The sequence below is a fragment of the Allobosea sp. NPDC003192 genome (assembly GCF_050275675.1).
Lineage (GTDB): Bacteria > Pseudomonadota > Alphaproteobacteria > Rhizobiales > Beijerinckiaceae > Allobosea.
In genome coordinates this window covers 125,821-150,401 of record NZ_JBNNPK010000010.1, presented here as the reverse complement: position 1 = coordinate 150,401, position 24,581 = coordinate 125,821, and the positions used below count along the sequence as shown (strand labels likewise).

The following is a 24,581-nucleotide window of genomic DNA, read 5'->3' as shown; positions in this document are numbered from 1 at the left end:
CATTGGTTATGATATCTATCACCTCATAACGGATCGACGCTAGCGCTGCAAATTGCTCTATCGCCTCACTAGTCCCGCCACGCGAGCCGATAGACCGAATGCCCATCGACAGACGCCGCCTGCTACTCGGCAGTCCGTTCCTTCTCTCCGGCTGCGTGACGAGACCCGCGCCGGACCTTTCCAGCCAGGCGCCTGCCAACCACCCCGACACATTCGCTGCCGACTACGCCTCGATCTACGCCGCGATCGACGGCGAACCCTTTCCGGTCCCGGCCGTCGATCTCGCCGAGATCGAGCCCAAATTCCTGCGGCGGGAAGTCGGCTACCGCACACCAGAGCGGCCCGGGACCGTCGTCGTCGATCCCGGCGAACGCTACGCCTATCTGGTCGGCGAAGGTGGCCGCGCGATCCGCTACGGCATCGGTGTCGGCAAGGAGGAGGGCTTCAACTTCCGCGGCGCCGCGACGATCGCGCGCAAGGCGCAATGGCCGCGCTGGACGCCGACGCCGGACATGATCCGCCGTGAGCCGCAGCGTTATGGCCGCTATGCCGGCGGCCTCGCCGGTGGCGCCGGCAACCCGCTCGGTCCGCGCGCACTCTACCTCTATCGCGACGGGCGCGACACGCTCTACCGGCTGCACGGCACCGTCGAGCCCTGGACGATCGGGACGATGGTCTCATCCGGCTGCGTTCGGCTGCTGAACCAGGACATCATGGACCTGTATCGACGCGTTCCTGTCGGCAGCAGGGTGGTCGTGCTGGGATCGGATGCCGACACGGCTGTCTGAAAGAGGCGAAGCCGCCGTTCCCTTTTCGTTCGACAGAGCCTATCTCTGTCGCTCGATGGATGCGCCCTCGCCTCTCCCGCCCGCCTTCTCCGCCTGGTTCGCCAGCCGCGGCTGGAGCGTGCGGGCGCATCAGCTCGCTCTGCTGGAGGAAGCCCGGGCCGGCCGCTCGACCCTACTGGTCGCGCCGACCGGCGCCGGCAAGACCCTCGCCGGCTTCCTGCCCTCACTGGTCGAGCTGACCCAGCGCGGCGCAGACCGTGACGGGCTGCACACGCTCTATGTCTCGCCGCTCAAGGCGCTCGCCGTCGACATCGCTCGCAATCTGGAGACGCCGATCCGGGAAATGGGGCTCGACGTCAAAGTCGAGACCCGCACCGGCGACACTTCACCCGCCAAGCGCGCCCGCCAGATCGAGCGGCCGCCTGACATTCTTTTGACGACGCCGGAGCAGCTCGCGCTGCTGGTCTCGCATCGCGATGCCAAGCCGTTTTTCGCGAACTTGCGCCGCGTCGTGCTCGACGAATTGCACGCGCTCGTCACCTCCAAGCGCGGTGACCTACTCTCGCTCGATCTTGCCCGCCTGCGCGCGCTGGCGCCGGAGATGAGCGCAGTCGGCCTCTCGGCGACGGTGCGCGAGCCGGCGGACCTGCAGGCCTATCTGGGCGGTGCCGGCACGCCATCCGGCCTCGTCACCGTCAAAGGCGGTGCGAAAGCCGAGATCGGGATCATGCACACCAAGCGGCGGCTGCCGCTGGCGGGGCACATCACCGCGCATGCCGTCGACGACATCTATGCCGCGATCCAGCAGCACAAGTTGACGCTGGTCTTCGTCAATACCCGCATGCAGGCCGAGTTCATGTTCCAGGCGCTGTGGAGCGTGAATGAGGAGACGCTGCCGATCGCGCTGCATCACGGCTCACTCGATGTCGGCCAGCGCCGCAAGGTCGAGGCGGCGATGGCCGCGGGCAGGCTCAAGGCCGTCGTCTGCACCGCGACGCTCGATCTCGGCATCAACTGGGGCGATGTCGATCTCGTCATCAATGTCGGCGCGCCCAAGGGCGCGAGCCGCCTGATGCAGCGCATCGGCCGCTCCAACCACCGCATGGACGAGCCCTCGCAGGCGCTGCTGGTGCCGTCGAACCGCTTCGAGCTGCTCGAATGCCGCGCCGCGCTCGATGCGGTGGCGGAAGCCGCACAGGATACGCCGCCGCCACGGATCGGCGCGCTCGACGTGCTCGCCCAGCATGTGCTGGGCGTCGCCTGCTCGGATGGATTCGAGCCGGATGCGCTCTATCGCGAAGTCCTGACCGCCTCGCCCTATGCCGATCTCGACCGCGCCGATTTCGACGCCGTGGTCGATTTCGTCGCCACCGGCGGCTATGCGCTGAAGAGCTATGAGCGCTTCGCCAAGCTGCGCAAGAGCAAGGACGGCATCTACCGCGCCAGCAATGCCCGCGTGATCCAGCAATACCGGATGAATGTCGGCACCATCGTCGAATCGACCATGCTCAAGGTCCGGCTCGGGCGGGCACGGCCGGCACGGCCCGGCGGCCAGCAAATGCTCAGCCGCGGCGGGCGCGTGCTCGGCGAACTGGAGGAATACTTCGCCGAGACGATGACGCCGGGCGACACCTTCATCTTCGCCGGCGAGGTGCTGCGCTTCGAGGGCGTCGTCGAGAACGAGGTGGTCTGCTCGCGCACCGCCGCCGGCACCGACCCAAAGATCCCCTCCTATAATGGCGGCAAGTTCCCGCTCTCGACCTTCCTTGCCGCCCGCGTGCGCGCCATCCTGGCGACGCCGAAGGATTGGGCGAAACTGCCGGACGAGGTCTCGTCCTGGCTGCATGCTCAAAGGCTGAAATCGCGTCTGCCCAAGCCGGGGGAGCTTTTGGTCGAGACCTTTCCGCGGGCGGGGCGCTTCTTCCTCGTCGCCTACCCGTTCGAGGGCCGCCTTGCCCACCAGACGCTCGGCATGCTGCTGACCCGCCGGCTGGAGCGGGCGCGATTGAAGCCACTTGGCTTCGTCTGCAATGATTACGGCATCGCGGTCTGGACGCTCGGCGACATGGGCGCGGCGATCGCGCGCGGCGCCCTCTCGCTCGACGAGCTCTTCGCGCAGGACATGCTTGGTGACGATCTTGAGGAGTGGCTGGCGGAATCGGCGCTGATGAAGCGCACCTTCCGCTCCTGCGCGGTGATCGGCGGCCTGATCGAGCGCCGCTTCCCCGGCCAGGAGAAGAGCGGGCGGCAGGTGACGATCTCGACCGACCTGGTCTACGACGTGCTACGCCGGCACCAGCCCGACCATGTGCTGCTCCGCGCCGCACGCGCCGATGCCGCGACCGGCTTGCTCGACATCGGCCGCCTGGGTCAGATGCTGACACGGATCAGCGGGCGAATCGTGCATCAGCCGCTCGATCACGTTTCGCCGCTCTCGGTCTCGGTCATGCTCGAGATCGGGCGCGAGGCGGTCAGTGGCGAAGCGGCCGACGAGATCCTGGCCGAGGCGGAAGCGCAGATGCTCGAAGAGGCGATGGCGTGAACCTGGCGACGAAGGAAACGGGAGGGGTGGCGGCAGAGGCGTTCATGCTCGGCCGGCTCGCGCTCGTGCCTGACCTCTCCGGCGCGCTCTATCTGCCGGACGAGCGCACGCTCGTCGTCGCCGACCTGCATCTGGAGAAGGGGTCGGCCTATGCCGCCCGTGGCGTCCTGCTGCCGCCCTATGATTCCGCCGCAACGCTGCGGCTGCTCGGCGCCGCCATCCTGCGCTACCAGCCAGCGCGCGTGATCGCGCTCGGCGATTCCTTCCATGACCGCGGCGCCGAGGCGCGTATCGATGAGAGCTGCTTGTCGACCCTGCGTTCCCTCCAGGCGGACCGCGACTGGCTCTGGGTCAGCGGCAACCACGACCCGACAATCTCGGCCGCGATGGGTGGGACGGTCCTAGACGAACTCGAAATCCGCGGCGTCAGGCTGCGGCATGAACCGAACGCTGCCGGTGCGCTGCCCGAGATCGCCGGCCATCTGCATCCTGCCGCCAAGGTCCGGATGCGTGGCCGGGCGCTGCGCCGGCGCTGCTTCGCCCTCTCGCCGAGCCGCTGCGTCATGCCGGCGATGGGCGCCTATGCCGGCGGCCTCAATGTCCGCGATGCCGCCTTCCGGCCGCTGTTCGGGCTGGGCTTTTCCGCCCATCTCCTCGGCGACGGCAGGCTCTTCCGCATCGACCAGCGCCTGCTTCTGCCGGATTGAAGCGAACGGTCGCCGAGGGCTGGAGCACTCCATTGGTAATGGAGAGGTCGAGCGCCCTTCATTTTCCTGTGCAGGGATATGTGCGTAACAGGTTGCGTCGGCGCGGGGCTTGTGGCATCAGGACGCCGCTTCGGAACGGCGCGGCGCTTTTAAGGGTTTTCGATCGACCCGAAACGCCAGCACATCCCGGTCCTGCTGCGGTAGCTCAGTGGTAGAGCACTCCATTGGTAATGGAGAGGTCGAGAGTTCAATCCTCTCTCGCAGCACCAGCCCTTTTCTCGGCTATGCGACCAGTTTCTGACGATCCGGAGAAAGTGCGCCTCAGCACACTTTACGAGTTGTCGCCTAGCACACGGCATTCGGCTATTTAACTGGGTGAGCACAGCCCTATCGCAACGGTCTCCATGTATCGATTGTACCGACCACCGCATCGATGACAAACTCGAATGGTTGGTGGCTCACTCCGCGGCGCGAGAACCTCAATTAGAGCATTCATAAGGCGTAGATAGGTTTCGCCTTTCAAGACACGCTCCGACATTGTACGATCGCCATTCCGATCGAACCGGGACCTATTGAGGCTTAGCAAACCCCTATGATATTTAATCTTAGAAATTTCCGCCAGAAATCTAAAGATACGATAAGGATTGGTTTTTCCGACAATTCCCCCGCAACCGAGCGGATGATGTTAGAATTTCTCTCCGCTCATTTTAATATAGAGATCACCAATAACTGCGATTTCTTGATTCATGCGTTTGGTCAATATGGAGCCGATGGTCAGTACGGCCAATTTCTTTCTCATAATGCCCCCGTGCGAATTTTTTTCTCTCAGGAAAATATCATTCCTGATTTCAATATAAGTGACTATGCAATAGGTTTTCCATATATAGAATTTGGCGACCGGTACTGTCGCGGCCCGAATTATCTTTTCTATGACAGCTTTGATTATTTATCAAAAATAAAACAAACGCAACCCGGCAATCCAGAAGAATTAAAATTCTGCAATTTTATTTACTCAAATGGCAACTGTCACCCCTATCGCGACGCATTCTTTAAGCAGCTACACGCGATTAAACATGTTGATGCTGCTGGAGGCCACTTGAATAACTGCAATACCCAACCTCAGGCTGCCTTCTCGGCCGGCTGGGAAGCTGCCAAGGTCGCATTCCAACGCAACTACAAATTCTCTATAGCTATGGAGAATAGCTCGACTCCCGGCTACACAACCGAAAAAATCGTACACGCCCTAGCCGCGGGAACGATTCCAATTTATTTTGGAGACAGTTTGGTTGCCAGGCAATTTAATAGTAAGCGCTTTATTAACTGCCATGATTTTGATAACGAAGACCAGGTTATTTCAAGAATAATTGAAATAGATAATAATGATGAATTATTTTACTCTATTCTCAATGAACCATTTTTTCCTCCCGACTTGCCGGATCAGAAAGAAAATCTAAAAACATTCTTCGCACACATTTTCAGTCAAGAGCCGACCACAGCAAAACGCCGCAACCCGCATGTTTGGGGACCCATGTACGAATCTAGAGTAGGCCGCTCGAAGTCCCCAGCCAGCTAAGCACCCACTGAGATCGCCCGCTCAAGGCGGATTGCTGCGCGGGCGCACCATGCAGCAGCTATCCGCGCCAGAATCTAGACAACTGCCGGAGCATTGCCCCCCGGCACTCAGGGGTTAACTTTTAGCGGCAATGCATCTGAAAATGCACTGCACATTCAGTCACGCGACTTCACGCCCGGCTGGCGTTCGGTTAAGCGTTACGCGCGAAAGAGGATCGCTCGCTCTCTAGGTCCGAAAGGCCTATCGATGCAGCGTCTAGAGCGGGCGGTCGGGGAATAGAATGTCACAGCGGACGTCCGGCCTCTACCGGCTAATGTCTATGCCGAAAATCTATGCGGCCTTTCAACACGCGATCGGCGGGACGCGCGGCCGAGAAATCATGGTCGGCGATTATATCATGCCCAAGCTTGGCGACCGCGTACTCGACCTCGGTTGTGGATCCGGAGCCCTGCTGCCCTTCTTGGGGACTGTCGATTATGTCGGCATCGACACCAACGAAAAGCATATTGAGACCGCCAGATCCCTGCACGGCAAGAACGGCCGCTTCATCTGCGGTGACTTTACCTCGATCGCCGCCGAGACCGAACGCTCATTCGACACGGTGCTGTGCATCGGCCTTCTTCATCACCTCGACGATGAGCGAGTGATCGAGATATCGCATCTGGCGAGACGTTATCTTGTACCCTCAGGTCGCATGATCGCGCTCGATCCTGTCTTCGAAGCCGGCCAGAATCCGATCGCGCGTCTCCTGGCCGCCGCGGATGCCGGAGCGCGCGTGCGAACGGCAGAAGGCTACAGGGAACTCGTCAGCCAGGCACTCGACAACGTCGAAGTCCATGTACGGCATGACATGATGCGCGTCCCGTACTCTCATTGCATTACGACGGCAGCGGCTCCAGCAGCCTAGTGGATCGGAAGTGCCACCTGTCATGTCCGCTCTTCAAGAACGACTAGCCCGCATGCGTTTTTCCGCCGTCCAGAATTTCCTGCGCCGCGCCGCCGCGTTCGCAAGCCAGCATCGCAAAGCTCTGATCCTAGGCATCTGCCTGCTCAATCTGACGCTCGGCATTTTCGTGCCGATCTACGTCGATGAGCTGGTCTACAAATTCGGGCTTGCACGCTACCTGCTCGAGGGCGGGCAGCAACTGTCGATCTATCCGCAATGCATCGACACCTTCCTGACGCCGGTCCCCCTGCCGCTGATCCCGGGAGCGGTGATCATCGCGGGCGCCTGGCAGCATCTCGGCCTGTTCGGGATGCGTTTCAGCGGATTTGCCTTCATCGTCGCATGGGCCGCGCTCATCTGGCTGATCATCTCGCGGCTGACGGCTTCACGCGACGTGCGTGTCGCGGTCGCCTTCACACTCTTCGCAGTCATGAGCCTCGGCGTGACGAGCTATGCGCTCCTGCTTTCACGCCCAGACCAGTTCCTGGTCCTTGGGCTGACTATTCTCGTCGCCTTTCCCATCATTCTGGATGCCCGCGAACGCGAAACCGGTCGCGCAGCCAGCGGATGGATCATCGCGACCGCCGCACTTGTCTACTTCCTGGTAATCTCGACCGCCTCCTACGCTCACCCCAACATTGTCTACTACACTCCGGTCGTTCTTGCCTCGGCTTATCTGACATTCCGCCGCGTTGGCCTGCTGCCGGCGCTCGGAGCTTGCGCCATCGCACTTGTTGTCATTGGTTTCGGGCTGATGAATGGTGCCCGCGTGCTTGCAAGCTGCAACGACCCAGCGCTGGCTGCGGCAACGGGTAAGCGTCTAGTGGACCTGCGCGGATTGCTAACAGCACCGTTGGCGACAATCGGAGTTCTTCTAGGCAATAGCTTGGGTGGTCTGTTCGACCTTCTGCGCTATGTCAGCTTTACAGGCAACTACCAATCTGGCTGGCTGCCGCCGACTCCGCTGCTTGACGGCGTCATCGGCGGAACGTTCCTGTTCGTGATTCGCGTGATCTGGCACGTCGCAGTAGTCGGTGCCATCGTCGTGGCTACCGCCAGACTGCTACACGACAGATCTCCGGCACTGCTGCTGGCTGGCGCCTTGCTCATTTCGCTCGCCGGGCAAGCGGCGCATAACCGCAGCCTGAACTTCACCCTGATACAGCTCCTGCTGCCGCTCGTGGCCCTGTTCTGTGTCCTTGCGTTGACGCCAGTCGCGGAGACTGCTTTGTCCGCGCGCTGGTGGATGCCCCTGCGGAATGTCGTCGCAGGGTTCGCGGCGGCTAGCGCGCTCGTCTGCCTGATCTTCCTCGTGCCTCAGCTGATCGGCACCGCTTGGTCGAAGCGGATTTTCAACGATCAGCAACACCATTCCTATTCCGCATTCAACGCGAGCATCCGGGCCCAGTCGACCGCTCGGTTGGCCCAAGCCTGCCGGATCGTGCCGGGCCAGGCGCCTGGCCTTGTGATTGACGACGTCAGTTATGCAACGTTCTATCGCGAACGCAGGCCGATGTTCGCTACCTACGTCAATCCGAGCCTGATGGGCGCGGGCTTGAAAGGGCGACTTCCCGAGTTCTTTGCGTCGCATCGCAGCAGCGGCTTCATCGGCAAGTGCAACTACCTGCCGTGGGAGCTGCAATCCGTCGCGATCCGTGATGGTGAGAACTGTTGCGTCAGTGCCGAGGTGATCACGACAGCCCTGCCGGCATCAGCGAAGTGAGCTCGAGCATCGCATTTGCGGGCAGTTTGTCGCAGGTTCGTTGGCACGTAGCTGCTGCTCTCGGCTCAAGATTACCGCCGGACCTCGCCGTAGGATTGTGATGAAGCTATCAATTGTTACAACGCTGTATCGCTCCGAAGCGACGGTCGACGAGTTCTACCGCCGCTGCATGGCCGCGGCGGCTCACTGTTTCTCTGACGTGGAGCTGATCTTCGTCGATGATGGATCGCCGGATGACAGCTTGGCCCGCGCTCTGACGCTGGCCGAGAACGATCCGAGAGTCGTCGTCATCGAGTTCTCGCGAAATTTCGGGCACTACAGAGCCATGATGGCGGGGCTGAGCGCGGCGTCCGGCGACTATGTATTTCTCCTCGACAGCGATCTGGAGGAAGAACCCGAGTGGCTCGGCGCATATTGGGACCGTCTCAGGCGCGACAACTGCGATGTTGTCTACGGCGTACAGGAAAGCCGCAAAGGCAGCTGGTTCGAACATGTGACCGGAGAATTCTTCTACTGGCTGGTAGACAAGCTCAGCGAAGAGAAGATTCCGCGCAATCTCGTGACAGCTCGGCTGATGAAGCGCCAATATGTTCGGGCGTTGCTGAGGCACCGCGACCGCGAGTTCTTCATCGCCCAGCTCTGGCTGCTGACCGGTTTCCGCCAGCAAGCAATCTCCGTAAAAAAACTTGCATTGTCGCCGACGACGTACTCGATAGCACAGCGAACCAATATGCTGGTACGCTATGTCACGACCACGTCCACGAAGCTCCTTTACATTATTCTCTATACAGGTTGCGGTATCGCAGGACTATCGGCGCTAGCCGTGTTCTTCACCATCGGCAGATACCTATGGACCGGGGTTGCCGCCGATGGCTGGAGCTCGATTATCGTCGCGATCTGCTTCTTCGGCGGATTGACTACGCTCATCCTCGGCATCATCGGCATCTACGTCGCGAACATTTTCTCGGAAACGAAGCGGCGTCCTTATGTCATCGTCCGCCAAGTCCATCGGGACCGCACATTGCCATCGAGCGGATCCTGACTGTGATAATCTTCGCGAGCTGACCATGCCTCCGCAGCGATTTTGTCCTGCCTGCGCTGCCGCCGAGCCGGTTCGCGACCACGAGCCAATATGGTCAGCCGGATGGGTGTGCCGGGCTTGTGGGCACGAGCCCAACCGGATTGATGGTGTCATCGCCTTCGCGCCCGAACTCGCCGACACACTCAGCGGCTTCGACCCGCGTTCATTTGACGCGCTCAGCCGGAATGAGAATGGGCACTACTGGTTCGAGCCGCGCAATCGCCTCATTACCGGATTGATCCGTCGCCATTTCCCCGAAACCAAGCGCTATCTGGAAGTGGGCTGCGGCACTGGCTTCGTCCTGCGAGGCGTACATCAAGCTCTGCCGGCCGCGGCAATAGCCGCGTCGGAAGTCCATCCTGCAGGCTTGATCCATGCGCGACGCCGGCTTGCCGATGCGCCGTCGGTCACGTTCCTGCAAATGGATGCCCGGCATATCCCTGCCCGGGGAGCTTTCGATCTCGTGGGTGCCTATGACGTCATCGAGCACATCGAAGAGGACGAGCAGGTCTTGGCGGAACTTCACGGAGCGCTTGCCCCGGGAGGAGGCGCCGTCATCGCCGTGCCGCAACATCCATTCCTGTGGAGTGCAGTCGACGATCTCGGACACCATGTCCGCCGCTATGCGCGCGGCGAGCTGGAGAACAAGATGCGCCGTGCTGGTTTCGATATCCTGTTCTCATCCTCCTATACCGCAGTGCTGCTGCCACTCATGGCAGCAAGCCGCATGCGCCGTGAGCGCCCTGCAGCTCTCGATGATCTGCTGAAGCGTGAATATGATGTCCCGCCTTGGCTGAACAAGCTGCTGCGAGGCGTCCTTCAGGCGGAAGTCTCATGTACTCTGGCTGGTCTGCGCTGGCCGGCGGGGGGGAGCCGTATCGTGGTAGCGCGCAAGCCGGTGCGATAGGCCTTACTTGCGCCGAGACGCGAAAAATTCACCGAGCGACCGCGGGGTCCGCACACCGTAGCCGAGAAGCTGCTTCAGACTTTCATCATCCGTAAACGCTTCTCCCAGAAGGGCGGGCAGGTCGATCTGTTGGCGAATGATTGGGCTTGTATAGACGTGATTGACACCCCGACGGTCTGCAGTCGTCTGATTGGTCGAGCCGGTGTGATAGATCATGCAGTCGAGCACTATGTAGCTGCCACGCTTGGCCGTGACCTGTAACGCGGCATTTCGGACGAAGCGCTGTGACGGGAACTCCTCCTGTTTATGCGTCGCGGGTAGAACGATCGTCGCTCCGTTCTCAGTCGTAAAATCGTCCACGCAATACAGCGCGTTGATCGCCATCGGGCGAGAGAAGATGACATGCTGATAGGGCAGATCGCGATGCCAGGCCCCTTGATTGTAGGTCGCGGCATTGGCTGGGTTGATCACGCCATTCTGCTGGGACAGCACGATGTAGTCGGCGATCATCCGCTTAGCGACCGAAAGCACGCGCGAATTGACAGCTAGATCGAGCAGGCGCCGATCATGCAGGAATGCTGCCCGGACTGTATTGTGTTCGTCCAGCCGCTTGAGGGAATCGATGCCTCCGGCTTGTTGCTCAGAGTGTCGTCGTGCCACATCGAAAGCTTCCGCAAACCTATCGAGCTCGCTGTCCTGATACCCGCCATCGAGCACCGCGTACCCGAGGGTCGCCAGAGATTCGCATGCCTCTTCGACCTCGGTTTCGGTGGTGCGACGGCGTAGAATGCCATAGCTTCTCTCGACGATCGCGTTCACTGAACTCTCCTAGAACTGGATAGTGCTCGGCAAGAGCAGAGGCTGCCCGCCATCGTTACGGATCCTGTCGGCAACCACATCGCGCGACTTGGGCGCTACGCCGACGATTGTGATGTAGCCTCTCTCGTGGTCCGTAGGAACATACCGCGCCGTCGGCAGTCCCAGATTCCATGCATCCCCTGGATCGTCCACAACTAGGCGATCCGCACGCGCCCAGCTGCGCGGCGCATAAGCGCGAAGCAGAGCCGCCATCTGGCCGGCTCCGAAAATCTGGACGGGCCCCTTCCAGGCATCGAGCGCGGTCGTCCAAGCGTCATCGAGCGTATGCCATGCAGTAAGATAGCGTTGTGCAGGGTCGAGATCGAAACCGCCCCACGTAAGACCCGCGGCAGCAGCCCCGGCCACGATCGTGAACGCCTGGAAGCCTGCCAGGCTTCCAGCGAGATCGATGCGATTTTCAACCTTGCAGTGAGCGCGCGCGGCGAAGGCTGCGAATGCACTCGGCGACAACGTCCAGAGATGGTCGTAGAACAGCAACTCGCAGTTTGCCGGCGTTGCAGCAGGGCAGCTGATCACAGCGCGTGCATTCTCGCGCAGCCGGTCGGCCAGTTCTCCGATGAACCCAACCGGATCTACGGCATGCTCGATAGTATTGATCGAGACGACCGCATCGAAGCCGTTCCACTCCGAGCCTTGACAGTCTCCGAGCAGTCCCCGCGCCAGGGTAACACCGTCTTCTCGCCCGGCGGCCCCATGCGGCAAAGCGGGATCGACACCCCAAACTTGGCATTCCGGCAACTTCTTTCGAAGATGGCGAGCGAGTGCGCCGGAACCACAGCCGACATCGAGCAGACGTCGGATACCGTGGGCTCCCTTGAGTGCTTCGATGACAAGTGATGAATAGACCTCGCCTCGCGCGTCGTCGGACCGCTCGCCATGGGTCGCGAGACCGTAATCCTGCGAATAGATCGCTGCGACTTTCGATGCGCCCAATTGCCGACGATGCCGGACCAGGCCGCAATCGGGACAACCCAACTTATCGATCGGGCGAGGCAGGATACGTCCGTCGCTGATGATCGATTGGCGATCAGAGGGCGGCCGCAGGGCCACCGTTTCGCGCCCGCCGCAAGCGGGGCAATGCTCCTGAGTTTGCTCGCCGACGAAGTCGTGCACGTCACTGCCCCGAAACGATCAGTCGGGGGACCGCCGCTCGACTAGACATAGCCAGATCGTACTGCCAAAACAATCGCCGCCGTACCGCAGCACAGACTCTCGGCCACCGGCGCAATGCTTTTTGTGGAACCGAGACGGTGACCGAGTTGCTAAGCGAGAAGATTCCATTCGGCCGTCCCGCAATCGTCGGACGGGAGTTCGATTACATCGAGCAAGCTATCCGGAATGGCACGATCGCCGGTGGCGGGCCCTTCATGAAGCGCTGCGAAGCATGGCTCGAGACCACTCTCTCGGCTCGGCGCGCGCTCATGACTCATTCCTGCACTGGCGCGCTTGAAATGGCTGCCATGTTGTCGAATGTCGGACCAGGCGACGAGGTGATCATGCCCTCGTTCACCTTCTCGGCGACAGCAACAGCCTTCGTCCTGCGCGGCGCGACTCCAGTTTTCGTCGACATCGACCCCGACACGCTGAACATTGATCCGGCGTTGATCGAGCCCGCAATCACCGAGCGCACGCGCGTCGTCGTCCCTGTCCACTATGCCGGGTTAGCCTGCGCGATGGACGAGATCATGACCATTGCGCAACGCCATTCGCTGATCGTTGTCGAAGATGCCGCTCAGGCGCATCTCTCTCATTACAAAGGCAAGGCCCTCGGAACCATCGGCGATTTGGGCTGCCTCTCGTTTCACGAGACGAAAAACGTCATCTCCGGAGAAGGTGGCGCACTCATCCTCAACAACGAGACACTACTCAATCGCGCCGAGATTATCCGCGAAAAAGGTACCGATCGCAGCATGTTCTTTCGCGGTCAGGTTGACAAATATACCTGGCAAGACATTGGCTCCTCATACTGCCCCAGCGAGCTGGTCAGCGCATTCCTGATGGCGCAGTTCGAATTAGCCGACGCGATCTGCGAGCGCAGACGAAAGGTCTACGACCTCTACCACGATCTGCTTGCGCCACTCGCAACGGAGGGGCTGGTGACCTTGCCACGCGCCTCGGGGGCGGAAGTCAACGGTCACATCTTCTGGATGCTGCTCGAATCGGAGCCGGTTCGAGCCGACCTGATCCGGCATCTCACCGCGCACGGGATCAATGCCGTTTTCCATTACATCCCGCTGCATTCGGCACCAGCCGGGCGCAAATACGGGCGGACCTCCGGGAATCTGGCCGTGACGGAGCGTGTAAGCAACACACTGCTACGGTTGCCGCTCTATTATACTTTGACTGATGATCATGTCCGGCGCGTCGCGGGGGCGATTTCTGCATTCTTCGGACGCTCACTGGGATGAGCCGTGTAGCGATTATTCAGTCCAGCTACATTCCGTGGCGGGGTTATTTCGGCGCGATCGCAGCTTGCGAAACCTTCGTATTCTTCGACAGCGTCCAGTTCACGCGGCGCGACTGGCGAACCCGCAACACCATCAAGACAGCCCAGGGGGTGCATTGGCTGTCGGTGCCGGTGGCACAGAAAGGCCATTACCACACGCCGATCTATCAGATCCGCGTCGCTGAACCTGGATGGTGGCGAGCCCATCTGAAGACGATCGAAATGTCGTATCGTCGTGCCGCCCATTTCGACGAGGTCTTTCCCTTTGTCGCCGGCCTTTTCGAGGCGACCGATACGCAAGAGCTTCTATCTGAAATCAACATGGGCATGACAGCTGCGATCTGTGCCAGGCTCGGAATCCAGACTCGGCTGCTGCGTGACGTCGATATCCTGCCTGCCGAAGAGATGGCGGCCATGGATCCGACAGTACGGCTGGCGAAGCTATGCTCGGCCGTCGGCGCAAATGTCTACCTTTCGGGCCCGGCGGCAAAAACCTATCTCGACGAGCGCGTTTTCCACGAGGTGGGAGCGGAGGTGGAGTGGATTAACTACCAGCGCTTCGCGGCGCCGTACGCGCAACTCTGGGGCGAGTTCGCGCCGGCAGTGTCGATCATCGACACATTGCTAAATGCAGGCTTCGATCAAACCAGGAGGATCCTGTACAGCGACAATGGGGCAGCAATCCAATCGGCGTCGTAACGTACCGGGCGTCTCCTAGGCTTCCCAGACAGCAAGGCCGAAGCCCGTCTTGCCGTAGCCAGCTCCGTTGTAGAGCAGCCAAAGCCGGCCGCCATGATCGAACACGGCGGGATATGTCGCGGCACCACCTTCCCAGCCCTCAGCTTCCGGCATAGGAAACTTCGCGTCCTTGCGGAGCCAATTGATACCGTCCCGGGAAACGGCATAGGCAATGTCGTAAGCCCCGTGGCCTCGACGTGCGAACCACATGCGATATCCATCGCCCGTGCGGTGGACGCTGGGACGCACGACGGCCACCTCGCCAGGCTCCACATCGACCACGATCTGCGGCGAACGCTTCCAAGTGATGCCATCAGCGCTGATCGCACGCCTTATCGCATGCGACATGTCCGCCTTCTCAGCTCCCCACTCGATATGGGTGCCGTACCACATCTCCCATTGGTCAGGACCATTATTCAGGACGCAGGGATAGGAGAGGCTGAAATGGTCGACGGGGTCGCGATCCATAACCGGGCCTGCGGACAAGCGCTCGAACCGACCTTCACTCGCACTGCCGACGGCGACCCCGATCGCGTTGCGCCACGGCACCGAGCCGCCGATGTTCCAGCCCATGTAATAAAGTCGGTCTTCGCTTTGCCCTCGCACGATCGATCCGACACCTACGCCAGCATCGTCGAAGGCACCAAGCGAACCAGGCAAGAGCAGCGGCTCTGGTGAGCTCTCCTCGATCCGCGGCTGCTCCGATATGCGCGCAACCACCGAACCTACCGATGATCTATTCGAACTGTCGCGACCCGAATAGAATATTCGGAACAGATCGCCCGACAGATGAGCTGGGACCGGCAGAGCACTATGGCTGACGAGAGCCGGGTGAGTGCTATTCGGCACGAACAGCTGCCCGAGTTTACGCCATGCCATGTCGCTTAAATCCGTCGCAAGCGGAAGCTCGGCACCTTGGAAATCTCAGTGGCCGAAGGAGAGAGGACTGCATTGTCCGGGATATCGGACAGGATCAGGCTACCAGCACCGATCACGCAATCCGCACCGATAGTGACGCCATCCCTAATGGTTGCGTTGACGCCAATGAAACAGCGTGGACCGACCGTAACTCCGCCCGAGACCACGACATGCGAGGCGATGAACGTATCCTCGCCTATTGTACTGTGATGGCCGATATGATTTCCGGACCAGAGAGTTACGTTCTCGCCGATACGAACGAAGGGTTGAATCGTATTATTCTCTAGGATGAATTGATTTGCAGCCGGCGTGAAATCAACGAAGGTTGTCGCTCGTGTACTGACGTAGTGGCTAACCTGGTAGCCCTTCGCCCGCACCTCAGCAACCTTGTCACGACGCAGTTTATTCAGCCTTGCATAGCCGATAGCGACGAATATTTCTGTTGTATCCGGAGGAAAACAGCCTTCTATCTCTTCCCACGGCACCACCGGTCGACCGTGAAGAACGGGGCCAGGACTGTGAGCCGCATCGACAGTGAACGCAGAAACCGCGCGCCCGGCGTCATGAGTCAGATAGAACGCAGCCAGTTCGGCGGTCATCCCCGCACCGAAAACGACAACGTTCCGCAAGAGATTCTCCTTCCATCAGGCCAGCCGGGCATGGACCGCTTCCCTGTGTCACGAAGTGGGAAGAGGATCAATCCCGTCATGTTTCGCAGCCACGGAAAGATGCAATGGGAGGCTCGACTCGACCTGCCAGTTTTGCCTCAGAGCAAGTTAACAGGCGCGCCTCAACTAAAAACATAGCATAAGCGGCAAACCGCGTTGAAGACCGTCTTGGCTCGGTCTCGTATCCGACATAGTGGAGCAACGATGTCGCAGACTGCTTCGTTCATCGCCTTGGCCATTTCGCTGGCATCCGTCTCCATCTCGCAGCTGATATTCAAGGCCCGTCTCACGGCTTTGTCGGCCTCGTCCGAGATTGGACTGAGCATTGCCAATACGGCTCTCGCCATCCTGGGGGACAAGTCCATGTGGATTGGAGGCGTGTTCCTGATTGTCGGTTTCTTGAGTTGGTATCTCGCGATGATGCGGCTGCCACTCAGCCTGATGCTGCCCATGTCGGCGCTCATCGCCCCGGTTGCGTCAATAGGCGCCTTCATGCTGCTGGGCGAACATCTGTCACTGGCCAAATTTGCGGCGATCATGGTCATCGTTTCCGGGGCGGCCTGGCTTGGATGGCTAAACGCCTGAAGAAGCCCTCGCCAGCGCACATGAGACACTTCGGCCGTCAACTCGTTACGGCGCAGTCAGATTTAGACGCATACCGAGGAGGCCTTTCACGAGCTTGCCTGTGATTCAGCACCCAAGCTCGTGAAAAGCCTCAAATTGCGCATAGCTATTCAAATTCAAGCGGCTCTCTTCATTGCCGCGGGATCATGACCGGTACCTGCGCGAGCCGCCTTCGAAAGGCGATATGCCATTCAAGCCAGTGGACTACAGGGAGATTTGGCGGGTTCAACCTTCGGCGCCTACTGAGTTCGGCTCCGGCCGTACCTGGCCCCTGGCCGTCATGGAGACAGTCCGCTTTCGAACAGCTGTCGCTATTAATAGCGCGGCCGATCCGTTGGCGCTTGACAGCTTCGATAACGGCAACAGCTGACAGGCAGCACAGCCGCCCCTAGGATCGCACTATGCGTGCACGCCAGATCGAAGTCTTCCGCATGGTCATGCGCTGCGGCACGCTGACCGGCGCGGCCGAAGCGCTCAATGTCTCGCAGCCGGCTCTCAGCCAGATCCTGCTGCACACCGAGGACGAGCTCGGCTTCAAGCTGTTCCAGCGCGTCAAGGGCCGGCTGATCCCGACGCCCGAGGCCGAGGAGATCTACCCCGAGGTCGAGCGCCTGTTCGGCGACCTCGAAATGCTCCGGCGGCGCACGCGCGACCTGCGTCATGGCAAGGCCGGTCTCGTGCGCCTCGCCGCCTCGGCGCCGCCGTCCCTCTCCTTCGTCCCGGAGGCGCTGCGCCATTTCCGCGCCGCGCATCCCAATACGCGCGTGCGCTCCTATGTCGTGCCGGCCGAGGTCATCCTCACCATGCTCGACCGCGACCAGGCCGGGCTCGGCATCGCCATGATGGACCAGCCCACGCCCTTCATCGAGACCGAGGTGGTCGGCTACACCCGCGTGGTCTGCGTCCTCCCGGCCGGGCATCCGCTGGCGGAGCGCGACTCCGTCAGCGCCGAGGATCTCGATGGCGAGACGCTGATCTCCTACCGCGCCGAATCCCTGCCCGGGCAATTGCTGCGCGACGCGCTGGCCAAGCAGGGCCTGCCCTTCCGGCCGGAGATGGAGATCGACGTCTCGATCATCGCGCTCGCCTTCGTGCAGCAGGGGCTCGGTGTCGCCGTGGTCGACGGGCTCCTGCCCTGGCACAATTTCCCCGGCCTGGTGACGCGCCCGTTCCAGCCGCATGTCTCCCTGCCGCTCTGCCTGCTGACCAGCACGCGCCGGCCGCTCTCGCGCAGCCATGAATTGCTGCGCAATCATATCCGCACGGCCTGCCAGCAGCTCGATCTCGACCGGCCAGCGCCGGCAGCGCCGCAGGCATAAGGGCGACTTATCCGGCATCGCCGTTTTGGTGTTGGACCCCGGGAGGCACCCTCTCCAAAACTGGCTCGTCCTTTCCTGAGCGGGCCCATCATGAGCTGGCGTATCGGCGTCGACATCGGCGGCACCTTCATCGATTTCTGTGCGCTCGAGACCGGCAGCGGCCGCGTCGAGACGATCAAGGTTCTGACCACGCCCGACGCGCCGGGCCGCGAGCTTCTCGCCGGGCTCGACCTCCTGAACGCGCGCCATGCCGTGCCGCCGGAAGAGATCGTCTCCTTCGTCCACGGCACCACGGTCGGCATCAACACCATCATCCAGCGCAAGGGCAGCCGGCTCGGGCTGATCACCACCGCCGGCTTCGAGGACGTGATCGAGCTGGCGCGGCTGCGCATGCCCGACATGTATTCGCTGTTCTGCGCGCGCCCGGAGCAGCTCATCCCGCGCGACCGCGTCTTCGGCGTCGGCGGGCGCATTCTCTCCGACGGCAGCATCGCCGAGCCGCTCGACCGCGACGCGCTCTCGGATGCGGTCGAGAAGCTCAAGGCGCGCGGCGTCGACGGCGTGATCGTCTCTTTCCTGCACGCCTATCGCAATCCCGCCCACGAGGTAGAAACGCGCGCTCTGATCGCCGAACTGGCGCCGGAGCTTTTCGTCTTCAGCACCAGCGAGGTCTGGCCGGTGATCCGCGAATATGAGCGCACCACCACCGCGATCCTGAACGGCTATGTCCATCCGCGCGTCTGCGGCTATCTCGACGCGCTCGAGGAAGCGCTCGCCTCGCGCGGCGTACCGGCCGGCCCGATGCTGACCAAGTCGAATGGCGGCGTGATGAACGCCGCGACCGGCAAGCGCGCCTGCGTCAACATGCTGCTCTCCGGCACGGCCTCGGGCGTGATCGGCGCGGCCTATCTCGCCGAGCAAGCTGGCGCGAGGAACATCCTCACCCTTGATATCGGCGGCACCAGCGCCGACCTCGCCTTGATCATCGACGGCCAGCCACAATTCGGCACCGGCGAGGTCGTCGGCGACTTCCCGCTCTATGTTCCCAGCGTCTCGGTCACCTCGATCGGCGCCGGCGGCGGCTCGATCGCCTGGGCCGATGCCTTCGGCGTGCTCAAGGTCGGCCCCGAAAGCGCCGGCTCGACCCCCGGCCCTGCCTGCTATGGCCGCGGCGGCGCCCGCGCCACCGTCACCGACGCGATGGCGACCTGCGGCTTCCTCGGCCACACCGCCCTCGCCTATGACCAGATCGGCATGCGCCGCGACCTGGCGCAGAAGGTCGTCGGCGAGGTCGCGGCGATGCTCGGCCGCAGCGCCGAGGCGACCGCCGAGGCGATCATCGCCATCGCCGTCTCCGAGATGTTCGTCGAGGTCAACAAGCTCGTCGCACGCTATGGCGTCGACCTGCGTGACTTCGCGCTGATGCCCTTCGGCGGCGCCGGGCCGATGCTCGGCTGCTTCCTGGCGCGCGAGCTCGGCATACCGCGCGTGCTGGTGCCGCGCCGCCCCGGCGTCGTCAGCGCGCTGGGCGGGCTGATCGCCGACCTGAAGGGCGATTTCATCCAGAGCGTCTTCGCCGCGGCGGAACCCGCTTCGCTGCCGCAACTGCGTGCGGCACTGGCTCATCTCAAGCGCGACGGGCTCGCCTGGATTCGCGAGGACCAGCGTTTCACCGGGCCTGTCGTCGAAAGCCTGAGCGCCGACATGCGCTATCACGGCCAGTCCTTCGAGATCGAGGTACCGCTCTCCGAGAGCTGGCTGGTCGAGGGCGACCTCGCGGCGATCCGCGCCGCCTTCCACCGTCAGCACCTCGCCATCTACGACTTCAACGACGAGGCGGCCGAGGTCCAGATCGTCAATCTGCGCCTCGTCGTCACCGGCGCGACGCCGCGGCCCGAGCTTGCCCCGGCGAGCGAGGCGGTCGACGAGGCGGCGATCCCGGCGCGTCTCATCACGGTCTGGCTCGACGGCGCCGAGCGCGAGGTCGCGCTCTTCCAGCGCGAGGCGCTGCGCTGCGGACAGCATTTCTCGGGCCCGGCCGTGGTCGCGCAGGAGGACACCACCATCTGCATTCCTGCCGGCTTCGAGGCTGAGGTCGACGCCTTCCTCAACCTGCATCTCATCCTGCGCGAGGGAGCCTGATCATGGTCGACAAGGTCACCTTGCAGGTCCTGGCCAATCATTGCCGGGCCGCCGCCGAGAACATGGCCTACACGCTCTACCGCACGGCGCATTCCACCTTCGTCAAGGAGACGGAGGACTTCACGGTGATGGTGATGGACCGCACCGGGCGCGTCGTCGCCGTGCCGATGGATCTCGGCGCGACCTGGTATCCGGGCATGAACTACAACCGCGCCATCGCGATGGTGCCGGAGTATCGCCCGGGCGACATCGCCTTCACCAACGACCCCTATAGCGGCTACCTCGCCACCCACGCGCCCGACACGCATCTGTGGAAGCCGATCTTTCACGAGGGCGAGATCGTCTGCTTCGTCGGCGGCCATGTCCACAATACCGACATGGGCGGGGCGGTGCCGGCGAGCCTGTCGCGCTCGCTGACCGAGATCCACCAGGAGGGCATCCGCTTCCCGCCGATGACGCTGATGCGCGACGGCGCCTTCGACGAGACCGTGCTGCGCATCATGATGATGAATGTGCGCAAGCCCGCGCTCAACATGGGCGACCTCAAGGCCTTGGCCGGCGCGCTCAACACCGGCGAGCGCAAGATCCAGGCGATGGTCGCCAAGTTCGGCGCCAAGGGCTTCATGGACGGGCTCGACGGGCTGATGGACTATGCCGAGCATCAGGCCCGCGAGATCCTGCGCTCGATCCCGGACGGCGAGTATTTCTTCTCCGACTATGCCGACGAGGACGGCGTCGACGGCAATCCCTGCCGGCTGGCGCTGACGCTGACGATCAAGGGCGACGAGGCGATCCTCGACTTCACGGGATCGGACCCGCAGCTCGGCTCCTCGCTCAACGTGCCGACCGGCTCAGACCCGCGCCATACGCTGCTGCTCGTCGGCGTCTATTACGTGCTCTACACGCTGAACCCGCAGCTCCTGCTTAATTCCGGCCTGACCCGGCCCTTCACCTGCATCGCGCCGGAAGGGACGGTGCTGAATCCGTCCTTCCCGGCGGCGGTCGGCATGCGCAGCCTGACCTGCGCACGGCTTCGCAGCCTGATCTTCGGCGCCTTCAGCCTCGCCGCGCCCGAACGCCTGCCGGCGGCTCCAGCCGGCTCCAGCTCGATCGTCAACGTGATGACCACCGACGATAAGACGCACCGCAGCGTCATCGCGGCGATCAACCCTGTGGTCGGCGGCGGCGGCGGCATGCCGCATCGCGACGGGCCGAACGGTTCGGGCGCCGACGCCGCCTATCTCAAGAACACGCCGATCGAGATCACCGAGACCGAGGTGCCGATCCGCTTCATGCGCTACGGGCTGCAGCCGGATTCAGGCGGCGCCGGGCGCTGGCGCGGCGGGCTTGCGACGGTGATGGAGTTCAAGGTGTTCTCGCCGAACTCGCGCATCACCGTGCGCAACCGCGACCGCTCGCATTTCCGGCCCTGGGGCACGCTCGGCGGCCTCTCCGCCGAGACCTCGAACTTCATCATCAATCCCGGCCGCCCGAACGAGCGCGTGCTCGGCAACACCGACATCGCCGTCGCCGAGCCCGGCGATGTGATCCACATCCATTCGCCGGGCGGCGGCGGACGCGGCTCGCCATTGGAACGCGAACCGGAGCGGGTCCTGCTCGATGTCGAGCGCGGCTATGTCAACCTTGACGCTGCACGGACGCTCTATGGCGTGGTGATCGAGGCGGGCGCCGTCGATCCCGAGGCGACGGCTGCGCTGCGGGCTGAGCTGAGGACACACGCCCACAGGACGCATTTCCATTTCGGCCCCGAGCGGGACGCCTTCGAGCAGGTCTGGACGGCTGAGAACTATGCCGGACTGACGCAATTGCTGGCCAGCCTGCCGGTGCATTGGCGCTTCTTCACCAAGACCAAGCTCTTCGCCGTGATGCGCGATGCTGCCGGCAAGCTCGACGTGGCCGCGGCCTTTGCCGCGGTGCGGCGGGACTATCCGCAGATCCCGGCGGTCGGGGAGGACATCCCCGAGATGGCGCAGGCAGCCGAGTAGCCGCCTGTCCTCAGCTGACGGTAACGGTCGCGCCTGCAGCGATCTCGCCCGGCGTCACCACGTCGCAATAGATCCCGAAATTGCGTTCGTGGCGCTTGACCACCGTCCGCAGGATCTCGACGTCCTGGGGCAGGCCGTCCTGCGCGATCGTGATGAAGCCGCAGCGGCCGCAGGGCTCGCGCCCCCGCAGCACGACGTCCCCGATCCTGATCTCGCGTCCGATCCAGCCATGCTCCGGGATGGCATCGAGCTCATCGGGCCAGTCGAGCAGGATGTTCGGCCGGAAGCGGCGGGCATCGATGACGCTGCCGGGCAATTCCCGTTCGAGGCTGCGGATTGCCGCGCTGGTGACGAGGTGGATCGGCGCATGCTCGTAGCGCGGCCGAAACCCGCCTGAGCCGACCGCGTCGAAAGGCTTCAACAGCGGCATGAAGCCGAAGGCCTGCGACAGGCCCTCCAGCAGTTCCGCATCCTGCGGCCCGGCCCAGCACTCGCCATCGAGCGAGAGGGCGATGTCCTCCCCCATGGCTTTGGCATGGGCACGCGGCACGCCGATGAAATGCTTCTCACGGCCGGGGGAGGCGATGCGGCCGGTCGCAGCGTCGAGCAGCCCCCAGATCCGGTCGCCGGCGACACCGTCAGCCTCGACGTGGAGCTGGGCCAACTGCTCACCGGCCATCGAGCTGACCGGGTAGCGCCAGAGTTCGACGACCTGCCCCGTCACTGGCCGTCCATCCGCGGATCGAGCGCGTCGCGCAGGCCGTCGCCGATGAAGTTGAAGCTGGTGACCGCAAGCGTGATCGCGGCGCCGGGGATGATGGCGAGCCAGGGCGCGCTGGTGAGATAGCTCTGGGCGCTTTCGAGCATGTTGCCCCAGCTCGGCGTCGGCGGCTGGATGCCGAAGCCGAGGAAGGAGATATAGCTCTCGGCCAGGATCGCATGGGCGACGTTGAGCGTCGCCGCGACGACGATCGGCGCGATCGCGTTCGGCAGGAGCTCGCGGACCATGATGCGCCGGTTGCTCGCGCCGAAGGAGACGGCCGCCTGCGCGAATTCGCGCGTCTTCAGCGAGCGGATCTGCGCCTCGACCACGCGGGCGACCTCCATCCACGAGGTCATCGCGATCAAAAGGATGATCGACGGCACCGAGGGCGAGATCAGCGCCGAGATCGCCAGCAGCAGGAAGATCGAGGGGAAGCACAGCATCGCGTCGACGAAACGCATCAGCGCCGCACCGAGCGCCCCCTCGTAGAAGCCGGCGACCATGCCGACGACGATGCCGATCGCCATCGCGATCGCCATGGCCGAGAAGCCGACCGCCAGCGAGATCCGCCCGGCCATCAGGAGGCGCGCGAGGATGTCGCGGCCGAGCGGGTCGGTGCCGAGCACATGCGGGCCGGAGAACGGCGGCGCGAAGCGGTTGCGGATATCGATGAAGGTGTCGGTGTAGGGCAACAGCCACGGGCCGACGATGCAGGCGAGCGTCAGAAAGACGATCGTCGCCGCGCCGAAGACCGCGAGCCTGTGGCGCCGGAAACGGCGCAGGCCCGGGCTGTTCCAGAAGCCGGGCGCCGGCGGCAGCGCCGGCTCGACCGTGCTGGTGAAGGGCACGCCGCTCATCGCCCGCTCCTCGAAATGCGCGGATCGGCGACGCCGTAGAGCAGGTCGGCGAGCAGCGATCCCAGCAGCACGAGCACGGCCGTGAACATCAGGATGCCCATGACCACGGGGTAGTCGCGATAGCTGATCGAATCGAGGAAGAGCCGGCCCATGCCCGGCCAGGTGAAGACCGTCTCGGTCACCAGCGCGCCGGAGAGCAAAGTCGGCACATGCAGGCCGGTGATGGTGATCATCGGCAAGAGCGCGTTGCGCAGGGCGTGGCGCATCAGGATCTGCCGCTCGGGCACGCCTTTGGCCCGGGCGGTGCGGATATAGTCCTGGTTGACTACCTCCAGCATGGACGAGCGCATGTAGCGGCTCCAGACCGCGGTCGAGACCAGCGCCAGAACGATGCAGGGGCCGATCAGGTGGTGCACCTGGTTCAGGAAGGAGCCGTCGCCCATGGTGTAGCGGTTGCCGGCGGGCAGCCAGCCGAGCCCGACCGAGAAGACATAGATGATGACGAGGCCGAACCAGAAGGTCGGGATCGAGAGCGCGATCATCGCGCCGATCGTGGCGAGCGAGTCGAACAGCGAATAGCGCCGGATCGCGCCGAGGATACCGACCCAGGCGCCGATCACCATGGCGAGCAGCGTCGAGGTCAGCATCAGCTCCAGCGTCGCGCCGAGATGGGAGGCGATGATGTGCAGCACCGGCTGCTGGTCGCGATAGGACACGCCCCAGTCGCCTGAGAGCATGCGCCAGAGCCATTCGACGTACTGCACCGGCAGCGGGCGGTTGAGGCCGAGCTGCTCGGCGATGCGGTCGAGATCGGCCTGGGTCATGTCGCCGCCGGCGGCGAACTGCGACATCGGTCCGCCCGGCGCCAAATGCAGGATGGCGAAGCCGATCACCGAGACAATCAGCAGCAGGAGCAGCGACTGCCCGAGCCGGCGCAGGAGAAAGGCAATCATG

Annotated in this window: 21 protein-coding genes and 1 tRNA gene; 15 read left to right on the top strand and 7 right to left on the bottom strand. The window is 62.9% G+C overall.

Annotation, left to right across the window (positions count from 1 at the left end; genetic code table 11):
- Positions 1 to 98 precede the first annotated feature (98 nt).
- The 9 genes from ACQKLX_RS15660 (at position 99) to ACQKLX_RS15620 (ending at position 10,267) form a co-directional block, all read left to right on the top strand.
- Positions 99 to 788, top strand: a complete 690-nt coding sequence (locus ACQKLX_RS15660) for a L,D-transpeptidase (protein WP_427362488.1) — start codon at positions 99 to 101, stop codon at positions 786 to 788.
- A gap of 55 nt (positions 789 to 843) precedes the next feature.
- Complete coding sequence (locus ACQKLX_RS15655; protein WP_427362487.1) at positions 844 to 3,330, top strand: ligase-associated DNA damage response DEXH box helicase; 2,487 nt, start codon at positions 844 to 846, stop codon at positions 3,328 to 3,330.
- A gap of 44 nt (positions 3,331 to 3,374) precedes the next feature.
- A complete protein-coding gene (pdeM, locus tag ACQKLX_RS15650) occupies positions 3,375 to 4,037 on the top strand; it encodes a ligase-associated DNA damage response endonuclease PdeM (RefSeq protein ID WP_427362555.1) in 663 nt (220 codons plus the stop codon).
- 194 nt (positions 4,038 to 4,231) lie between these two features.
- Positions 4,232 to 4,306: transfer RNA gene (locus tag ACQKLX_RS15645), tRNA-Thr, on the top strand.
- 323 nt (positions 4,307 to 4,629) lie between these two features.
- Complete coding sequence (locus ACQKLX_RS15640) at positions 4,630 to 5,610, top strand: glycosyltransferase family 10 domain-containing protein (RefSeq protein WP_427362486.1); 981 nt, start codon at positions 4,630 to 4,632, stop codon at positions 5,608 to 5,610.
- Positions 5,611 to 5,929: 319 nt separating this feature from the next.
- Complete coding sequence (locus tag ACQKLX_RS15635; RefSeq protein WP_427362485.1) at positions 5,930 to 6,517, top strand: class I SAM-dependent methyltransferase; 588 nt, start codon at positions 5,930 to 5,932, stop codon at positions 6,515 to 6,517.
- Positions 6,518 to 6,569: 52 nt separating this feature from the next.
- Positions 6,570 to 8,279, top strand: a complete 1,710-nt coding sequence (locus tag ACQKLX_RS15630) for a hypothetical protein (RefSeq protein ID WP_427362484.1) — start codon at positions 6,570 to 6,572, stop codon at positions 8,277 to 8,279.
- A gap of 100 nt (positions 8,280 to 8,379) precedes the next feature.
- Positions 8,380 to 9,321 carry a glycosyltransferase family 2 protein gene (locus ACQKLX_RS15625; protein ID WP_427362483.1) on the top strand — a complete coding sequence of 314 codons (942 nt, stop codon included), beginning with the start codon at positions 8,380 to 8,382 and terminating at the stop codon, positions 9,319 to 9,321.
- A 25-nt stretch (positions 9,322 to 9,346) separates the two neighbouring features.
- Complete coding sequence (locus ACQKLX_RS15620) at positions 9,347 to 10,267, top strand: class I SAM-dependent methyltransferase (protein WP_427362482.1); 921 nt, start codon at positions 9,347 to 9,349, stop codon at positions 10,265 to 10,267.
- 3 nt (positions 10,268 to 10,270) lie between these two features.
- Here ACQKLX_RS15620 and ACQKLX_RS15615 read toward each other — a convergent pair whose 3' ends face one another.
- Together ACQKLX_RS15615 and ACQKLX_RS15610 are read right to left on the bottom strand one after the other, a co-directional pair.
- Positions 10,271 to 11,086, bottom strand: coding sequence for a phytanoyl-CoA dioxygenase family protein (locus tag ACQKLX_RS15615; protein ID WP_427362481.1), 816 nt, complete (start codon positions 11,084 to 11,086; stop codon positions 10,271 to 10,273).
- A gap of 9 nt (positions 11,087 to 11,095) precedes the next feature.
- Positions 11,096 to 12,259 carry a class I SAM-dependent methyltransferase gene (locus ACQKLX_RS15610; protein WP_427362480.1) on the bottom strand — a complete coding sequence of 388 codons (1,164 nt, stop codon included), beginning with the start codon at positions 12,257 to 12,259 and terminating at the stop codon, positions 11,096 to 11,098.
- A 137-nt stretch (positions 12,260 to 12,396) separates the two neighbouring features.
- Here ACQKLX_RS15610 and rffA point away from each other — a divergent pair, with 137 nt between their 5' ends.
- Both rffA and ACQKLX_RS15600 read left to right on the top strand, forming a co-directional pair.
- Positions 12,397 to 13,554 carry a dTDP-4-amino-4,6-dideoxygalactose transaminase gene (rffA, locus tag ACQKLX_RS15605; RefSeq protein WP_427362479.1) on the top strand — a complete coding sequence of 386 codons (1,158 nt, stop codon included), beginning with the start codon at positions 12,397 to 12,399 and terminating at the stop codon, positions 13,552 to 13,554.
- Positions 13,551 to 14,291: a WbqC family protein gene (locus tag ACQKLX_RS15600; RefSeq protein WP_427362478.1), complete on the top strand. Its 741-nt coding sequence runs from the start codon at positions 13,551 to 13,553 to the stop codon at positions 14,289 to 14,291. Before rffA ends, ACQKLX_RS15600 begins: the two co-directional genes overlap by 4 nt.
- A 15-nt stretch (positions 14,292 to 14,306) precedes the next feature.
- Here the strand turns inward: ACQKLX_RS15600 and ACQKLX_RS15595 are convergent, their stop codons facing one another.
- Entirely contained in the window at positions 14,307 to 15,209 is a 903-nt protein-coding gene (locus ACQKLX_RS15595; protein WP_427362477.1) for a glycoside hydrolase family protein, read from the bottom strand.
- Between the two features lie 5 nt (positions 15,210 to 15,214).
- Positions 15,215 to 15,877, bottom strand: a complete 663-nt coding sequence (locus ACQKLX_RS15590) for an acetyltransferase (protein ID WP_427362476.1) — start codon at positions 15,875 to 15,877, stop codon at positions 15,215 to 15,217.
- Between the two features lie 243 nt (positions 15,878 to 16,120).
- Between ACQKLX_RS15590 and ACQKLX_RS15585 the strand changes: the two genes are divergently transcribed.
- From ACQKLX_RS15585 to ACQKLX_RS15570, 4 genes are all read left to right on the top strand, one after another.
- A complete protein-coding gene (locus ACQKLX_RS15585) occupies positions 16,121 to 16,501 on the top strand; it encodes a hypothetical protein (protein ID WP_427362475.1) in 381 nt (126 codons plus the stop codon).
- Between the two features lie 440 nt (positions 16,502 to 16,941).
- Positions 16,942 to 17,859: a LysR family transcriptional regulator gene (locus tag ACQKLX_RS15580; protein ID WP_427362474.1), complete on the top strand. Its 918-nt coding sequence runs from the start codon at positions 16,942 to 16,944 to the stop codon at positions 17,857 to 17,859.
- 90 nt (positions 17,860 to 17,949) lie between these two features.
- On the top strand, positions 17,950 to 20,001 hold the full coding sequence (locus ACQKLX_RS15575; protein ID WP_427362473.1) for a hydantoinase/oxoprolinase family protein: 2,052 nt from the start codon (positions 17,950 to 17,952) through the stop codon (positions 19,999 to 20,001).
- Between the two features lie 2 nt (positions 20,002 to 20,003).
- Positions 20,004 to 22,007, top strand: coding sequence for a hydantoinase B/oxoprolinase family protein (locus ACQKLX_RS15570; RefSeq protein ID WP_427362472.1), 2,004 nt, complete (start codon positions 20,004 to 20,006; stop codon positions 22,005 to 22,007).
- 10 nt (positions 22,008 to 22,017) lie between these two features.
- Here ACQKLX_RS15570 and ACQKLX_RS15565 read toward each other — a convergent pair whose 3' ends face one another.
- The 3 genes from ACQKLX_RS15565 to ACQKLX_RS15555 are packed head-to-tail and all read right to left on the bottom strand — an operon-like array spanning position 22,018 to position 24,580.
- Positions 22,018 to 22,731, bottom strand: coding sequence for an MOSC domain-containing protein (locus ACQKLX_RS15565; protein WP_427362471.1), 714 nt, complete (start codon positions 22,729 to 22,731; stop codon positions 22,018 to 22,020).
- Entirely contained in the window at positions 22,728 to 23,627 is a 900-nt protein-coding gene (locus ACQKLX_RS15560) for an ABC transporter permease (RefSeq protein ID WP_427362470.1), read from the bottom strand. The genes ACQKLX_RS15565 and ACQKLX_RS15560 overlap by 4 nt, the downstream gene beginning before the upstream one ends.
- Complete coding sequence (locus ACQKLX_RS15555) at positions 23,624 to 24,580, bottom strand: ABC transporter permease (protein WP_427362469.1); 957 nt, start codon at positions 24,578 to 24,580, stop codon at positions 23,624 to 23,626. Before ACQKLX_RS15555 ends, ACQKLX_RS15560 begins: the two co-directional genes overlap by 4 nt.
- Between the last annotated feature and the right edge of the window lies 1 nt (position 24,581).

What these genes read in the sequence shown, in the direction of transcription:
- ACQKLX_RS15600 (WP_427362478.1), top strand. Translation starts at nt 13,551, where the DNA reads ATGAGCCGTGTAGCGATTATTCAGTCCAGCTACATTCCGTGGCGGGGT.
- ACQKLX_RS15630 (WP_427362484.1), top strand. Translation starts at nt 6,570, where the DNA reads ATGCGTTTTTCCGCCGTCCAGAATTTCCTGCGCCGCGCCGCCGCGTTC.
- ACQKLX_RS15635 (WP_427362485.1), top strand. Translation starts at nt 5,930, where the DNA reads ATGCCGAAAATCTATGCGGCCTTTCAACACGCGATCGGCGGGACGCGC.
- ACQKLX_RS15585 (WP_427362475.1), top strand. Translation starts at nt 16,121, where the DNA reads ATGTCGCAGACTGCTTCGTTCATCGCCTTGGCCATTTCGCTGGCATCC.
- ACQKLX_RS15555 (WP_427362469.1), bottom strand. Translation starts at nt 24,580, where the DNA reads ATGATTGCCTTTCTCCTGCGCCGGCTCGGGCAGTCGCTGCTCCTGCTG.
- ACQKLX_RS15570 (WP_427362472.1), top strand. Translation starts at nt 20,004, where the DNA reads ATGGTCGACAAGGTCACCTTGCAGGTCCTGGCCAATCATTGCCGGGCC.
- ACQKLX_RS15595 (WP_427362477.1), bottom strand. Translation starts at nt 15,209, where the DNA reads ATGGCATGGCGTAAACTCGGGCAGCTGTTCGTGCCGAATAGCACTCAC.
- ACQKLX_RS15560 (WP_427362470.1), bottom strand. Translation starts at nt 23,627, where the DNA reads ATGAGCGGCGTGCCCTTCACCAGCACGGTCGAGCCGGCGCTGCCGCCG.
- ACQKLX_RS15640 (WP_427362486.1), top strand. Translation starts at nt 4,630, where the DNA reads ATGATATTTAATCTTAGAAATTTCCGCCAGAAATCTAAAGATACGATA.
- ACQKLX_RS15655 (WP_427362487.1), top strand. Translation starts at nt 844, where the DNA reads ATGGATGCGCCCTCGCCTCTCCCGCCCGCCTTCTCCGCCTGGTTCGCC.
- ACQKLX_RS15620 (WP_427362482.1), top strand. Translation starts at nt 9,347, where the DNA reads ATGCCTCCGCAGCGATTTTGTCCTGCCTGCGCTGCCGCCGAGCCGGTT.
- ACQKLX_RS15660 (WP_427362488.1), top strand. Translation starts at nt 99, where the DNA reads ATGCCCATCGACAGACGCCGCCTGCTACTCGGCAGTCCGTTCCTTCTC.
- ACQKLX_RS15575 (WP_427362473.1), top strand. Translation starts at nt 17,950, where the DNA reads ATGAGCTGGCGTATCGGCGTCGACATCGGCGGCACCTTCATCGATTTC.
- ACQKLX_RS15580 (WP_427362474.1), top strand. Translation starts at nt 16,942, where the DNA reads ATGCGTGCACGCCAGATCGAAGTCTTCCGCATGGTCATGCGCTGCGGC.
- ACQKLX_RS15625 (WP_427362483.1), top strand. Translation starts at nt 8,380, where the DNA reads ATGAAGCTATCAATTGTTACAACGCTGTATCGCTCCGAAGCGACGGTC.
- pdeM (WP_427362555.1), top strand. Translation starts at nt 3,375, where the DNA reads ATGCTCGGCCGGCTCGCGCTCGTGCCTGACCTCTCCGGCGCGCTCTAT.